This is a genomic window from Psychrobacillus mangrovi (genome assembly GCF_037104765.1).
Classification (GTDB): domain Bacteria; phylum Bacillota; class Bacilli; order Bacillales_A; family Planococcaceae; genus Psychrobacillus; species Psychrobacillus mangrovi.
This window is the reverse complement of record NZ_JBAWSY010000002.1, coordinates 249,296-263,870: the sequence shown is the minus strand read 5'-3', so window position 1 is coordinate 263,870 and position 14,575 is coordinate 249,296. Positions and strand designations below refer to the sequence as shown.

Annotated in this window: 12 protein-coding genes; 9 read left to right on the top strand and 3 right to left on the bottom strand. The window is 38.0% G+C overall.

All coding sequences use genetic code 11. The features are described from left to right. Positions 1-57: 57 nt before the first annotated feature. The 3 genes from WAX74_RS04305 to WAX74_RS04295 all read right to left on the bottom strand — a co-directional run bounded on the left by WAX74_RS04305 (position 58) and on the right by WAX74_RS04295 (position 5,454). Positions 58-2,772 (bottom strand): DEAD/DEAH box helicase, encoded by a 2,715-nt coding sequence (locus tag WAX74_RS04305; protein ID WP_336496427.1) that lies wholly within the window; start codon positions 2,770-2,772, stop codon positions 58-60. Continuing rightward, on the bottom strand, positions 2,769-4,349 hold the full coding sequence (locus WAX74_RS04300; RefSeq protein ID WP_336496426.1) for a hypothetical protein: 1,581 nt from the start codon (positions 4,347-4,349) through the stop codon (positions 2,769-2,771). Before WAX74_RS04300 ends, WAX74_RS04305 begins: the two co-directional genes overlap by 4 nt. 712 nt (positions 4,350-5,061) lie before the next feature. Further along, on the bottom strand, positions 5,062-5,454 hold the full coding sequence (locus tag WAX74_RS04295; protein WP_336496425.1) for a helix-turn-helix domain-containing protein: 393 nt from the start codon (positions 5,452-5,454) through the stop codon (positions 5,062-5,064). A gap of 166 nt (positions 5,455-5,620) precedes the next feature. Between WAX74_RS04295 and WAX74_RS04290 the strand changes: the two genes are divergently transcribed. The 9 genes from WAX74_RS04290 to WAX74_RS04250 all read left to right on the top strand — a co-directional run bounded on the left by WAX74_RS04290 (position 5,621) and on the right by WAX74_RS04250 (position 14,450). After that, on the top strand, positions 5,621-6,007 hold the full coding sequence (locus tag WAX74_RS04290; protein ID WP_336496424.1) for a hypothetical protein: 387 nt from the start codon (positions 5,621-5,623) through the stop codon (positions 6,005-6,007). Positions 6,008-6,135: 128 nt separating this feature from the next. Next, a complete protein-coding gene (locus tag WAX74_RS04285; RefSeq protein WP_336496423.1) occupies positions 6,136-6,591 on the top strand; it encodes a transcriptional regulator in 456 nt (151 codons plus the stop codon). Positions 6,592-7,029: 438 nt separating this feature from the next. Then, positions 7,030-7,845, top strand: coding sequence for a flagellin N-terminal helical domain-containing protein (locus WAX74_RS04280; RefSeq protein WP_336496422.1), 816 nt, complete (start codon positions 7,030-7,032; stop codon positions 7,843-7,845). Between the two features lie 322 nt (positions 7,846-8,167). Then, entirely contained in the window at positions 8,168-9,550 is a 1,383-nt protein-coding gene (locus WAX74_RS04275; RefSeq protein WP_336496421.1) for a S41 family peptidase, read from the top strand. A 15-nt stretch (positions 9,551-9,565) separates the two neighbouring features. Then, on the top strand, positions 9,566-10,243 hold the full coding sequence (locus WAX74_RS04270) for a hypothetical protein (RefSeq protein ID WP_336496420.1): 678 nt from the start codon (positions 9,566-9,568) through the stop codon (positions 10,241-10,243). Next, positions 10,240-11,499, top strand: a complete 1,260-nt coding sequence (locus tag WAX74_RS04265; RefSeq protein ID WP_336496419.1) for an efflux RND transporter periplasmic adaptor subunit — start codon at positions 10,240-10,242, stop codon at positions 11,497-11,499. The genes WAX74_RS04270 and WAX74_RS04265 overlap by 4 nt, the downstream gene beginning before the upstream one ends. A 303-nt stretch (positions 11,500-11,802) precedes the next feature. Continuing rightward, complete coding sequence (locus tag WAX74_RS04260; RefSeq protein ID WP_336496418.1) at positions 11,803-12,063, top strand: YhdT family protein; 261 nt, start codon at positions 11,803-11,805, stop codon at positions 12,061-12,063. Further along, on the top strand, positions 12,060-13,505 hold the full coding sequence (panF, locus tag WAX74_RS04255) for a sodium/pantothenate symporter (RefSeq protein ID WP_336496417.1): 1,446 nt from the start codon (positions 12,060-12,062) through the stop codon (positions 13,503-13,505). Before WAX74_RS04260 ends, panF begins: the two co-directional genes overlap by 4 nt. Positions 13,506-13,520: 15 nt before the next feature. Next, positions 13,521-14,450: a DMT family transporter gene (locus tag WAX74_RS04250; RefSeq protein ID WP_336496416.1), complete on the top strand. Its 930-nt coding sequence runs from the start codon at positions 13,521-13,523 to the stop codon at positions 14,448-14,450. Positions 14,451-14,575: the final 125 nt, after the last annotated feature.

Below are 14,575 nucleotides of genomic sequence, written 5' to 3'. Positions count from 1 at the left end.
CAAAAAGTCGAGACCAATTTATGAAAAATCGAGACCAATGTGAACTTTCACTCCCAGTTAAATCGATAACGTCAATAAATCCTGTATATCCGAATCTGACATTTCGGTAATCCATTGGCTCGAATGGATTAATTCTTCCGACAATGCTTGCTTCTCAACAAGCAGCTTGTCAATTTTTTCTTCAATTGTACCGATGGTTATAAATTTATGCACATGGACAAAGTTCGTTTGGCCAATACGGTATGCACGGTCCGTTGCTTGATTTTCAACAGCAGGATTCCACCAGCGATCGGCATGTAATACATGGCTTGCCGCGGTTAAATTTAATCCGGTTCCACCTGCTTTTAATGATAATAGGAAGACTGGAAACTCTTTGGCTTGGAAAGCTTCAACAAGATGATCTCGTTGATTTTTTGGCATACTACCTGTTAAGAATGGAGCATCAATATCATAGAGCTCTGTTAGGCAATGCTGTATCAAGTGGCCCATTCCAATATATTGCGTAAAGATTAAACACTGTTCTCCACTAGCTGCGATTTCTCCCGCCATCGTTACGATACGTGCGAGTTTCTCCGATCGATCGAGCATATCTTCTGCATTATCAAATGGCTCCTTTAAATAAAGGGAAGGGTGATTACAAAGCTGTTTAAGCTTGCTTAACATTTTCAATATAAGTCCTTTTTTCTCGAAACCGCTAAGTGTATCGAGTTTACTAACCGTTTCTTGTATAAGTGATTCATATAGAGCAGCCTGCTCGGTTGTTAGCGCACAATATTCTCGTTGTTCCAGTTTTTCAGGCAAATTAAGAAGTAGCTCTGGATCTTGCTTCGTTCTTCTTAATAAGAATGGCTGAATTTTTACACGTAGTTTGTGCTTAATGGATTCTGAATTATCACGTTCAATCGGTACAATGTAATTTTCCTGGAACTTACGGAAAGAGCCTAAATATCCTTTATGAATAAAATCAAAAATTGACCATAACTCAGACAATCTGTTTTCAACAGGTGTCCCAGTTAGCGCAATATGGTGTGCACCATTTAGTTTACGAATAGCACGTGATTGTTTTGTATGCATATTTTTAATATTTTGAGCTTCATCCAATGTGACGCTAGCCCAAACTATTTCTTCCAAAGACTCGATATCTTGCATTGCAGTACCAAAAGTGGTGATGACAACATCAGCTGTCATATCAATTTCTTTCGTACGGCCAGATCCATAATGTGTCTGTACTTTTAAAGAGGGTGCAAACTTTACAAGCTCTTTTTGCCAGTTTCCAAGAACAGAAGTAGGACAGATTATTAAAGATGGAGTAGGCTGTTCTTCTTTTTCATGCACATGTAACAAATAAGATATTAACTGAACTGTTTTCCCAAGTCCCATATCATCTGCCAAACAAGCTCCAAATTTTTCATTTCGCATAAATACTAGCCAGTCAAGACCTAGTTGTTGATAAGGACGCAATGTTGTCAACAAATTAGGGGAGATTGGGATTTCTGGAAATCCTTTTTTCTCAGATAACTGATCCATCAATGACTTCAAAGATTTTTGCATTTCAAATTCGAATAGAGGATCTTCATTCGCTTGATCATTATCATCATCTAAAGCGAGCGCTATTTCTTCTGGAATCTCTCGGAATAAAAGCTCCTTGACGGTCCAGTTTTCATCTTCTGATTTCTTCATTAATTCTCTTATTTCATGCATCCATGCAGCATCAATACGGAACCATTCATTGCCTGCTTGAATATATGAACGGTTTTCATTCACAAGCGTTTGGAAATCCTCTGGAGAAATTTCTTGACCATTTAAAGAAAAGCTCCAGTTAAATTTTAATATCTCATTAAGACCAGCAGCTGTTTTGTACGTATTTGCTGTTTGAGCAATCGTTTTAACACGCATTTTCGTTTCTTTCACTGCCTTCAACCAAGCAGGAAGAATGACCTCGAATCCAAGCGCCTGTAATTTCACTAAGTCATCTCTAAGAAAGACACGTACTTCCTCATCTGCCAATGGAGAAGTAAAGAAAATGTCTAGGTTGGATGGATCAATAGAAGAAATTAGCGAGAAGATTTTCGCTTGTGTCTCAGCAATATATTCACTAAAAGTATTCCATTTATCCGGCAAAGCATCCTTAATTGGTAAAGACTTTTTCCGAAAAGAAGGTGTCCAGTAAACACTGCTCTTTTTTCCACGAACAACGGTTTCCAACAACCAAGTATCATCAAATTCTTCTGGCTCGGATAAACGTATTGCAACCATTAAACTTGGATGAGTTGCCTGTGATTTAATCGGCCATCCACCTTGCTGGAAGAAGGGAACAAGGGATGGGACATCCTCCATTGCAAGACCTGCTTGAAAAAGCTTTTGTTTGACAGCATTTGCAATAAGTATTTTTCCTTTTTCTTCGAGTGGTGCATTAACTTCAATGTTAACTCCATCTATATTAAGCTGGTTCCATAAATCAGGAGAAGACCAAGTAGTTGCCGCTTCTTTAAAAGTTCGAAGCCACTCATTAGAATCATGATTTTCACCTGTAAATGATATAAAAGGATGGGCCTTTCCTGAGAAAATCTCCATCATCTCCACGGGAGTTGCAATCAGAGCATTCTCTTCGATTTGTGCTTGCAGTCCAAAAAAACTTTGGCGGTGATCGATGTATAAGGAAGGAACCCACTGTTCAGCTGATGTACCGATAGACATTAAGCGGAAGTTCCCATTTTCTGTCACATTAATTTTCAAGGGAAGCTCTTTTGTAATAGATAAAGGCTGTATCATAAAGGCAAGTTTCCTTTCTCTATTTCTTGTTGTAATGCACGTAGACGACGATATTTTTCACGAATAGTATCTACATATTGGTTCCAATAATCCGTGGCATTTGTTTTTTTCGCTATTTGCTTCATTTTCTTCCAAATTCGAACCGCTTGTTTATAGCTATAACGGTTTTTTTCCAATAGGAAACGCATCGCATAATGATGGTAGAGAGGCAATAATACCTCAGGCGCTTCTTCTTTTACAATGAGAAGTCCACATGCTTCGGCATACTCCAGTGACGAATTAGCAGAATGATGCAGAGCCATCCAGTCCTGATAGCGTTTTTCTTTTATTAATAAATTTGAATACGCCTGAACTCCATAAAGGCCAAATGATTGATAAAGCGTCTCCATTTCATTTGTGTCTAATTGAATCGCATCAAAAAGCAATTCCAATCTACGAATTAACATCACTCTTGATGGATTTTGGGCATATTCATTTAAATAAGAAGGTATGTGTGGCAATAACTTTCGAGCAAGCTGATAAGCGAGTTCTTTATTGGAAGAATGTAGTGCCTTCTCGCACACTTCGACCCATTCCAACAGCTGAACAGTTTCCATTTGTTCAGCCGCTTTTATTAAATCGTCCATTCGGGACAAAGTGAGATAAAAATAAGGAAGGACCATATTTAAAGGAATATCATCTTCTGTTTTATCAAGTGCCTGCAAATAAGCTACTTCCTTTTCACGAGTCACCTTATCTACCACCAGGGCATCCCAAAATGACAAATAGACATGCTTTCGATAACTCATCAGTGTCTCCATCTCAAAATAGAAATGACGTACACGCTTCATTAATTCATCGTAAAATGCATCGGCAGCAAATAATCTTGGCTTTGAAGCAAGTTGAGACAATGAATCATCTAAGTCCTCTACATATTCGTTTAGAAAATGAAGCACGCGATTGCGCATATTGGACTCAGCAAAAGGTTCCAGATATGGCCACACCTTCATTAAGACGACAAAGTTTACATACACATCGAAGATTGGCTGCCATTCCCGTTCAAAAGGTCGCGACTTACGAATTTGTGCTTGTAAATCATGCACCGCAAACTCCAATAAATAAAAGCTATTCGGTGGATAACTGGAAATAAATTTACGGAAAAAGTTCTCAATCATAATATCCCAGCTTCTCGGACTTCGCTCGTCTCTGAGTAGCTTCAATTGGGCCTGATCCGTAGTAGAACGCCAATTGGAAATCCAATTAGACAATGAATCATTTTGCTGATACAAATAAAAAACTGCCGCTACAATATGTCGACATGGCTTATGCATGGGACACGGACAGTGAAAAGTATTTTCTAAAATATTGTAAGAAACCTCTATACTGCTGACATCTCGCACGATAAAATCCACCCGATGATCCTGCGGATAAAAATTCGTCACAAGCACAGCATTGTTACGTACAAAAAAGGCAGCACGACGAATGAGCTCCTCATCCTCTAAAATGGCGGGATGAAACTTCTTCTCAAACGTCTGCATGGACTCCTCAATATTCTTTTTATAATGACTTGCTAGTTTTTGGGAAGAAGTAAGGTTCAAATAAATCTCTCCTAAGAAAAAAGGCTTTCCTTCCATTATACGTATAAATGGCCATTATTAAAAGGCATAGCTCAAAAGCTATCCAAAAAGATGAGATAATTGAAGTTGTGATTGAGTTGGAGAGGAGAAAGCGGAGTACCAGAGTTAACTTCTTCATGTGAGATATCCACTGACTAAAATAACTGTAATAATTTTCTTTAATGAGACATTATCCGGCAGAACGAGACCAATTCCTCCGTGAGCGAGACCAATTTACCATTAAGCGAGACTAATCAAGGTGGGAGCGAGACCAATTCAGTGAGAACCGAGACCATTTCTTATAATAAAGAGTTAACTTCATATGAGATAGCCACTGACTAAAATGACTGGAATAAATTTCAATAATTAAACATTATCCGGCAGAACGAGACCAATTCCTATGCGTGCGAGACCAATTTGCCGCTAAGCGAGACTATTCTTGGTAGAAGCGAGACCAATTTAGTGCGAACAGCGACCATTTCTTATAATAAAGAGATAACTTCACATGAGATAGCCACTGACTAGAATGACAGACTTTATCCGGCAAAGAGAGACCAATTCCTCAGTGAACGAGACCAATTTCCAATAAACAATTTATACCTTATGTAGGACACCTAATTATTCAACAATATCAGCAAAAAAAGCTTATGCTATTATAATTCCACAATTGCAGAATGCTTAGCATAAGCTTTAATTATTTTTTATTGACTTCAGTTAAAAGTTTCTTTGCAGCTTTTTTGTCTAGAGCATTTAATTTAGACATAAAAAGGCGAAACTCCTTTGAATTGATAATATAAGGCATGTATTCATTTTGTAGTGCTGCAGCATAACGAATCTTGTTTTCTCTAGCCTCTAAGCCAGGATTTTTACTTTTACTACGGTTGTCTTCCAGCATATCAACAAATTTTTCTTTAGGAATGGCGTAGACTCTTCGAATGTCTGGCAATAAATCTAGGGGAATCGCTAACTTACCTAATTCATATTTAGATAAAACCGAGTGATCAATGTTTAAACGATCAGCTGCCTCGATTTGTGTTATCTCTAATTGTTCCCGATATTCACGAATATGTTCATGAAAAGGCATCATTATACCCCCTTATCATTGAACCTAGAATATCTAATTAATGAAAGAGAGATAGAAAAATCGCCAAATTAGCGATATTAATAAAACGATGCAATTAATAAGGTATAAAGATGACATACATCCTATTACAATGATGTTAATATTAGGTAAAAATACATAGAGGAAGGAAGTGAGTGGTGTAAATAAAATACAGTTTTACATACCTTCATTGCTTGATTTTCTAGATCATGAACGACCAAAGTGGTTAGAGGAAGTAAAAATAGTCGGTGTTAAAACAAGAAATATTAAGTATTTTATCGGTTATCCTACTCAAGAAACGACACGTATAGAACAAATAGTAGCAGAAGATTTTACAATTTATGATTTACATCTAAACTTCAAAACTAAAATACTTTCCTTTTACTTAGAAAGTGAAGAAATACCTCCAGAATCAGTTATTCTTCAAAAAGTATTTCAAACATTTGCTGTTCACTTTAATGAACGAAAAGTAGGCTACTTACTCTATGGGTCGGGAAAAAATAGACCTAAGCCTGCAAAGGTCTTATCATTTAAATAAAATCAAAAAATAGGAAGTGCGAATACATAATAATGTGTTCGCTTTTTGTGTTTTGAACTACACGTAAATTCAAAAATATGATAAACTAATAGTAATCAGAAAATTCTAAACATGAGGGAGGGGATGTAATGTTACTAGTACAGTTAATGAAACCATTTTATACAAAGCACGAGGCTGGAAGAATTAAATTAGTGTTTGCCTATCAATACTTTTCCATTCGAAAAGAGGAAGAATTATTTCACTTTATACCTGTAGAAGGAAAAGAAATAATTGTAAATGCTACGTCGATGCAAGTAGAGAATTTGGCCGAAGTATTTGTTTTCCAAAAAGGAAACCGATTCATACGTCTTCCACTTTATCAGCTATTACTTGTTTCTGATATTCACATACACCTACTATCGATCATTGAAGCCACAAATAAAGACTCTGCCTCAACTACAATAGCGGGTGCTGAAGAAATCATCCAACAACTAGAGCAAGAAAACTATGAAAGAATGATTGATTACTCTTTGCTCCATAGAAATGAAGCATTATTCCATGAAATCCAAGAAATAAAGAACATTGATGGAGGAGGCTTCCTTTGAACCTAATAGTCAAATAAAAAACACCTAACGAAACAAGGTAATTTCGATAGGTGTTTTTATGTGGTTAAAAAAGTTAAATAGAAGTAAAAAAGTAGAGAAATAATACGAAAGCGCTCGAACCAAATAATCCAAACAAAATATCCCCCCAGCTTAAGCCGAAGAACTTGTCGTTTTTCATGTCATTTGTCCCCCATTTTTGTTGATTTCCCGGGAAATATCGCTAATTTATAAATGCGAAAATAATATAAATATAATTTTCAATAGTCTACCCAATAAAAGTTAAATATAATCCTCAAAACTAAACATTATCTCGGGTTTATTACAGGTTTGTTACTGGTGCCAGGCACCAGTAACAAACCTGTAATAAATTCACTAGAAAACTTGAAAATATTTGGAAGAAGACGATATTTACAAAAAGGGGCTTTGGGGGATGGTCAGATGCTTGGAATGTGGAACTCTACTGGATTGTCTATAATCAGAAACATGAACGCCCAGTGGGCAATTGCAAATAAGTCCATGGAGCGAATAACTTCTGGATACCGTATTAATCGTGCTGCAGATGATCCAGCAGGTTTAGCCATATCCGAGAAAATGTGGGCACAGATTCGTGGTCTCGGACAAGCAGCGAGAAATATTCAAGATGGGATATCACTTGTGCAAACAGCAGAGGGTGCGTTAAATGAAACCCACTCCATCTTACAAAGAATGCGAGAGCTTAGTGTCCAAGCTGCTAATGATACTTTAACAGACAATGATCGAGAACAACTAGGCATCGAGTTTGAGGAATTAAAAAAAGAAATTACTAGAATATCTACAGATACCGAATTTAATACGAAAAAACTACTCGATGGCTCCCAAGGTTCATTAAAAATTCAAGCAGGAGCAAATGCAGGACAACACATCGAACTAACAGTTGGAAATATGGGAGCAGTGAGCATAGGAGTTAGTGATCTTTCGATTTCAACGAGAGAAAAAGCAGATGAAGCGATTGGAGAACTAGATAAAGCGATTAATAAAGTTTCTAGTGAACGTTCGCGCATGGGTGCTTATACGAATCGACTGGAACATGCATATAATAACGCAGTAAATATGGAAGAAAATTTAACAGCAGCAGAGTCTCGTATACGAGATGCGGACATTGCAAAAGAAATGATGGCGTTAACAAAAGCTAATATCTTAATGCAAGCTGGCCAATATGTTCTAAGACTCCACATGCAACAAGCCCAATCTATCTTGCAATTATTAAAACAATAGACCACCTCGCTTCTAAGCAAAACCTAAAATCACATAACACACTAAACAATCGTGAAGAACAACATTTCACGATTGTTTTTATTTCTATAGATACTTAGGTTTTGAGGCTCATTTATTATTACAGGGATGTTACTAGTGCCAGGCACCAGTAACATCCCTGTAATAAACACTGATAATTTGGAATATGTTGTATCTTGTGTGCTTCTATTGAGTGGATTTCTTATATCAAATGTTTTTTCCGTAATATATCTGTAATAATTTAGGGCAAGATGGTAGATTTTCGGTTATGATAGGTTTATAAGCTTTAAAAGGGGGAAATGAAATGAAGAGGTTTTCTGGTTTTGCAATTATTCTAATGGTTATTAGTATGTTAGTTGCTCCAGTTTCCGCTCTTGGTGCTCCACTCGATGAAGTGAAGCAAATTGTGCGTGAGGAATATAAGGGAGAAATTCCTGCTAATCTGCAAAGTGCCACTTCAATTGATGACATAATGAATCAATTGGATCCTTATTCTACATATTTTACAAAGGAAGAATTTGAAGCGTTTTCGAACTCGATCAATAATACGACCACTGGAATCGGTGTTGTCATTGAAGAGCATGAAATTGGGATTCATGTTGTCAACACGTTTGATGGAGGAGCCGCTAGTGGCGCAGGTATTGTATCGGGGGACATTATTTTAGAGGTAGACGGTACTTCTACTGAGAAAATGTCTATTCAACAAGCTTCATCACTCATAACAGGTAAAGAAGGAACTACGGTTCATTTAGTCGTTTTAAAAGAAACGAATAAAAAAGAATCGTATACGTTAACACGCAAAAAATTCCATGTTCCTGTTGTGACAAAGAAATTACTTTATGGAAATACTGGTTATATCGCAATTAATTCTTTCTCCGAAAATGGAGCGAAACTCGTTCAAGATGCAAAGAATGCTTTGCAAAAGCAAGGGGCTACTTCTTTTATTCTAGATTTAACAAATAATGGCGGGGGGTATGTGCCTACTGCTGAGGAACTTATTGGTTTGTTCCCAAATAGTCCGCATGCATATTATCTTGAAACAAGGGGTCAGTCTGGTATTGTGGAATCTGTAGAGCACGCTTCTTTATTTCCCAAAAATACAAAGGTTCTTGTAAATGGCTATAGTGCAAGTGCTTCAGAAATGACGGCAGCAGCTTTACTTGATCAAAAATCAGCAATACTTTATGGTCAAAAAACTTATGGAAAAGGAACAATGCAGACATTTTATGAATTGTCGGATGGATCTTTTTTAAAGCTGACAGTGGCAACTTTTACTGGACCAAAAGGAACAATTATCAATAAAACAGGTGTCACTCCAAATGTAGTGACGGAAGCGGAGAAAGAGCTTACCAAAGCACACTTAGACACCATTTTAGAAACGAATAAAACATATAAAAAAATTCGCACTTTATCAAACATACCAGCATCAAAAGAATTTACAGTTACATTTTCAAAGGAAATAAAAGCTAATAAGGACCAAAAAAATATGGAGTTAGTAAAGCTCGGTGAAACAAACGGAGTGCCTATAACGATTAGTCAAAAATCACCAAAGCAGTTCGTTGTAAAACCAAATGCACCATTAGAAAAAGGAGCAGCATACTTACTACTCATCCATCCTACTTTTCAACCGAAAAATGGGACTGCGATGAAAAACGGTGCTTATGTGGAAGTAACTGTTCAACCATAGAGGGGGAACAAAGGAATGTTTTTTGAATTTCGGTTTTGGAAATATCTTTTCAACAGAAATGAATTAATAGAATCTCTCAAGACTACAACGATGCGTAACTTTGAGAAAAGAGTTTGGTTTGTCGCACTTTTAGGTGTTCTCCTGTTCGCACTTCGAGATATATGGGGAATGCATACGGAAGCACTCACCTCCATTTTCGCGAACGGATACGAGGACACCTACTCGGTGGCGAGAATAATTTCCTTAATTGGTGTAATCATTTGGTCGATTCTATATATGGCGTTTCACTTTTTTGGAATCGCTTTTCTCTTACATAAAATAACTAGTATTGATTTATCTAAAGTGGCGGTTTTGCAATTGTTCGTCGTCGCATTATTATTACTCGAAAAAGCACTTAACTTTTTCATTTATGCTATCGTTGGCTACACAACTGATTTCTCCATTTTATCATTCGGACCATTGGCAGCAACGTTCCTAGATAATGAATTTTTCATTCATTTCTTTAATCATCTAACGCTAATCACTGGACTGATCATTGCGATTCAGTTCCATTTTCTGCGTGCATTTACAGAAATGTCGACTCGTAAACTATTAATTATTATAATAGCGATACAAATCGTACTTGCCCTCATTTCAGCAGGGTTCAGTGTAATCCCATTTGAAACTTTTTTTGAAGGGGGGCAATCCGCATGAGTAAGGGATTTACAATAGGTATAGCGATAATTGTCTCAACTTTCATTGCAGCAAATGCCATTCTTTTATTTTCAAATAAAAGTCAATTAGCTCGAAGCTATTATATAGAGGAATACGATAGAGCCCAGGCAAATACGTATGCGCAAGAAATGGAAAAGGAATCGGTCATAGTTCCGGCGAAAGAAACGATTGTTACAATTGAAGCAGAGGCAGTCAGTGATTTCACGGTTGCTGAAGGTGATATAGTTCAACAAGGAGTAGAACTGGCGAAATTAAAAACAGAATCTGCTGATAACCAGCGTGCTCTTTGGGAAGCAGAACAGCAAGCATATATGCAGGAACAATCTCAACTTCAACAAATTATCAGCTCACTTGAATCCGAACGTGCTGGATCGGACGCTACTTCTTTTGGAGAAGGCTCCACAACTGGGACGACGGCCGATGACGTAATTGATGTCAATGTACAAGTAGATGTGAATGTTCCTCAAGATGGGAATTTTGCACAAGCAATCGCAGAAGCCGAACAAAAACTCGCGGAAGTTGATCGCAAGCTACAAATTGTCAATACACAACTGAGTCAAGAAACAGGGGATCTCGCATTACTAAGTCCAATAGATGGAAACGTTGCGAGCATAGAAGAGCGAGATGGACTTTATTTCATTAGTATTTATCCGAATGAAAAGTCGGTGCTCACATTCGTAAATGAAGAAGAATGGCACGAGATCATGGAAGGCCAAAAAGTTATGAACTACTCTACTCATCAAGAAGGCATGGCAGAAGGTAGCATACTTACGAAATCCGCAGTGCCAGCCAACAAATCAGAGTGGCTAAAAGCATACAAACAATTTGAAAATAAAACTCAAGAACCACTATACGAAGTACGTATTCAATTAAATGAACAGCCGAAAGAATTGCCATTCGCTGCAAACATAAACTCCGTCATCACCACGGATGAAGTAGAAAATGCAGTGAAAGTAAAATCCACATGGCTACTAAACAAAGCGAAGCAAAAAGCAGAAATATACACATTAACAAACGAAGGTCGTATCGTGCGTACTCCAGTAACAATACCTTTTGATTTAAAACAATATGCTATTCTATCAGAAGGATTAGAGAATAACGTGGTGTTATTGAATGCGGAACCAAAACGAGACGAATCAACCGCATTCTTGCCATTCCCAATGGAACTTCCAACATGGAACAGCATCAAAGCAGTCAGTTGGAAAGATTATCTCAGATACTTGACCTATAAGTAAATAGAGATATATGACAAGTATGTTGCAGGTGCCTGGCACCCAAACATTCATGTTAGTTCAAACAATCGTGAAAGTTTCAACTTTCACGATTGTTTTATTTTTTGTGTTATATTTGACTGGCTCGTAGTGTTACAGGAATGTTACTGGAGTGTTACTGGTGCCTGGCACCAGTAACACTCCAGGCACCATCCACACACCTGTAATAGTTAGTGAGGCTAAGTTTATGGTGTTTACTTGTTAACAAGTTCGTTTAACTTCGCTATACTAAAGTAATGATTCGATATTATAGGGGTGGATGGGAAGATGGATCCTAGATTTAAAATTGCACATCGGGAAGCACTAATAGGGGTAGGGCTTGCAATCGCTCACTTTATATGGTGGTTTGGCTTTGCTTATGGGCTTGGGTCACGACCAGTGGAAGAGTATACATATATTCTTGGTTTCCCGGATTGGTTTTTCTATAGCTGTATTGTCGGTTTTATTCTTATATGTCTGACGGTTATAGTGTTGGCGAAATTCGTTTTGAAGGATGTTTCGTTTGAAGAAGAGGGGGATGAGCTATGAATCTTGGCGTCATTATTCCTCTTATTGTTTTTCTCGCAATCATTTTTTTCATCGGATTTTGGTCTAGCAAAAAGATTGAATCGTCTACGGGAGGATTTCTGCAGGAGTACTTTTTAGGTGGACGAGAGCTTGGTGGCTTTGTGCTGGCAATGACGATGGTCGCTACGTATGGAAGTGCTTCGAGTTTTCTTGGGGGACCAGGAACGGCATATACGATGGGCTTTGGTTGGGTTTTACTTGCGATGACGCAGGTCGTTACAGGTTATTTTGTACTGTTAATTTTAGGGAAGAAGTTTGCGATTTTAGCTCGTCGGTATAATGCCATCACGTTGATTGATTTTCTAAAAGTTCGTTATAACAGCACAGCTGTTGTGTTGCTTGCTGCAATCAGTATGATTATCTTTTTATTTTCAGCAATGACAGCACAATGGGTCGGTGGTGGTCGCTTAATCGAATCATTGACTGGTATGAAATATACAACAGCATTATTTATTTTTGCGGTGTCCGTACTCGTTTATGTCGTAATCGGAGGTTTCCGTGCAGTGGCGGTGACCGACGCTGTGCAAGGCGGGGTAATGGTTATTGGGACGTTGATTTTATTAATTGCCGTTATCATCGCTGGAGGCGGTGTACCAAATATTATGCAGGACCTACTAGCTGAAAATCCAAATCTGGTGACGCCATACGGCAATGAAGGAAATTTATCCGCTGCGTATGTGTCCTCCTTTTGGATACTTGTTGGAGTAGGAGTAGTTGGCCTCCCACAAATGGCAGTGCGTGCAATGTCATATAAAAACACTCGCTCCATGCACAGAGCACTTGTCATTGGAACGATTGTTACTGGATTTATTATGTTAAATATGCATTTAATCGGCATTTTTTCACGCACTATTTTACCTGGTGTAGAAGTTCCAGATACGGTGATCCCGCTTGTGGCACTAAAGGTCCTTCCCGCTTGGCTTGCAGGGATTGTTTTGGCTGCACCACTTGCAGCAATCATGTCGACGGTTGACTCCCTACTTATATTAGTGAGTTCTTCTATAGTAAAGGATGTTTATATCAACTATATGAATCCGAATGCAAGTGAGAAAATGGTCAAAAATCTAAGCTTTGGAGTGACGACTCTTTTAGGATCAGTTGTGTTTTTATTAGCATTGAACCCTCCCGAATTACTTATTTTCTTGAATCTCTTCGCGTTCGGTGGTTTGGAAGCTGCCTTTATTTGGCCGGTCGTACTCGGTCTTTATTGGTCTTACGGTAATAAATACGGAGCGATTGCATCGATGATTACAGGAATTGTTTCTTATATTGCGTTACATTTTTATAATCAAGCAAACGGCAATCTATTCGGTGTACACACGGTCGTCGTACCAGTTATCTTATCGCTATTCGCTTATGTAGCATGCAGTTTACTAATTAAGAAAACAAAATACCAATTTTAAAAAGGAGTTCCTCAAATGAAGCAATTGAATATATACTTAATGCTCGTGTTCGTCATGTTCGTTTGGGGAGCAAACCTACCGATACTTAAATATTTAGTAACAGTAGTACCCCCAGTCACACTGACGGCTTTTCGAGTTCTAACAGCAGGACTAGTAGTGGTAGTTATTTTATGGAAAATGAATCTCCTGCGATTACCAACGAAACTAGAATGGAAATATATATTAATCGGGGCGCTCACAAATGTCGTGCTTCATCATTATTTTTTAAACATGGGTCTCGCCATCACAAGTGGAACTCACGGAGGTCTGATCTTGGGGACAGGACCAATGCTGACAGCCATTTCAGGGGCGATTATACTAAAGTATTTCCCATCAAGATTTCAGTGGCTTGGTCTCTTACTAGGTCTAGCTGGCGTAACTGTTTCCATCCTAGTAGGAGGGGGCCAATCAAGCGGAGCTAATCTTGGAGATTTCTATGTCTTCCTCGCTATTTTAGCGCAAGTGCTAAGCTATATGGTCGTAAGCAAAGCTGCGAGAACGCTCGATCCAAGATTGCTGACCGCCTATATGTTACTGATTGGTGCAGTTGTTTTAACCGCCATCAGCTTAGTGCAAGAACCAAGAGGCTTCTACGCATTTGCAGATACAACACCTTTATTTTGGTGGTTGTTTTTAGCTTCTGCAGTTGTCAGTACAGCAATTGGACACCTTATGTACAACTACGCAGTAGGTAAAGCAGGTGCAACAAAGGCTGCTATATTTATGAATTTAAATCCGTTATTTTCATTGATATTATCGGCTATCTTCCTAAATGAAATACTAAACTACCGTCATTTCCTAGGACTCATCCTTATCGTAGCTGGAGTAATTCTAGGATCCGGAGCAGCCGAAGACATGTGGAAAAAACACAAAAAGAAAAAAGCAGCATCCTTAAAAGAGACTTAATACAGTCCCAAAAAAAGTTCTAAAAACAAGTTCTAAAAAACAAGTTCTGAAAAGTATTACAGTTGTGGTTGTGGTGGGCGGCCCCCCTCACACACAAGAAATAAAGATTTTTTTTGTTTAACACC

What these genes read in the sequence shown, in the direction of transcription:
- WAX74_RS04305 (WP_336496427.1), bottom strand. Translation starts at nt 2,772, where the DNA reads ATGATACAGCCTTTATCTATTACAAAAGAGCTTCCCTTGAAAATTAAT.
- WAX74_RS04295 (WP_336496425.1), bottom strand. Translation starts at nt 5,454, where the DNA reads ATGATGCCTTTTCATGAACATATTCGTGAATATCGGGAACAATTAGAG.
- WAX74_RS04285 (WP_336496423.1), top strand. Translation starts at nt 6,136, where the DNA reads ATGTTACTAGTACAGTTAATGAAACCATTTTATACAAAGCACGAGGCT.
- WAX74_RS04280 (WP_336496422.1), top strand. Translation starts at nt 7,030, where the DNA reads ATGCTTGGAATGTGGAACTCTACTGGATTGTCTATAATCAGAAACATG.
- WAX74_RS04275 (WP_336496421.1), top strand. Translation starts at nt 8,168, where the DNA reads ATGAAGAGGTTTTCTGGTTTTGCAATTATTCTAATGGTTATTAGTATG.
- WAX74_RS04270 (WP_336496420.1), top strand. Translation starts at nt 9,566, where the DNA reads ATGTTTTTTGAATTTCGGTTTTGGAAATATCTTTTCAACAGAAATGAA.
- WAX74_RS04265 (WP_336496419.1), top strand. Translation starts at nt 10,240, where the DNA reads ATGAGTAAGGGATTTACAATAGGTATAGCGATAATTGTCTCAACTTTC.
- WAX74_RS04260 (WP_336496418.1), top strand. Translation starts at nt 11,803, where the DNA reads ATGGATCCTAGATTTAAAATTGCACATCGGGAAGCACTAATAGGGGTA.
- panF (WP_336496417.1), top strand. Translation starts at nt 12,060, where the DNA reads ATGAATCTTGGCGTCATTATTCCTCTTATTGTTTTTCTCGCAATCATT.
- WAX74_RS04250 (WP_336496416.1), top strand. Translation starts at nt 13,521, where the DNA reads ATGAAGCAATTGAATATATACTTAATGCTCGTGTTCGTCATGTTCGTT.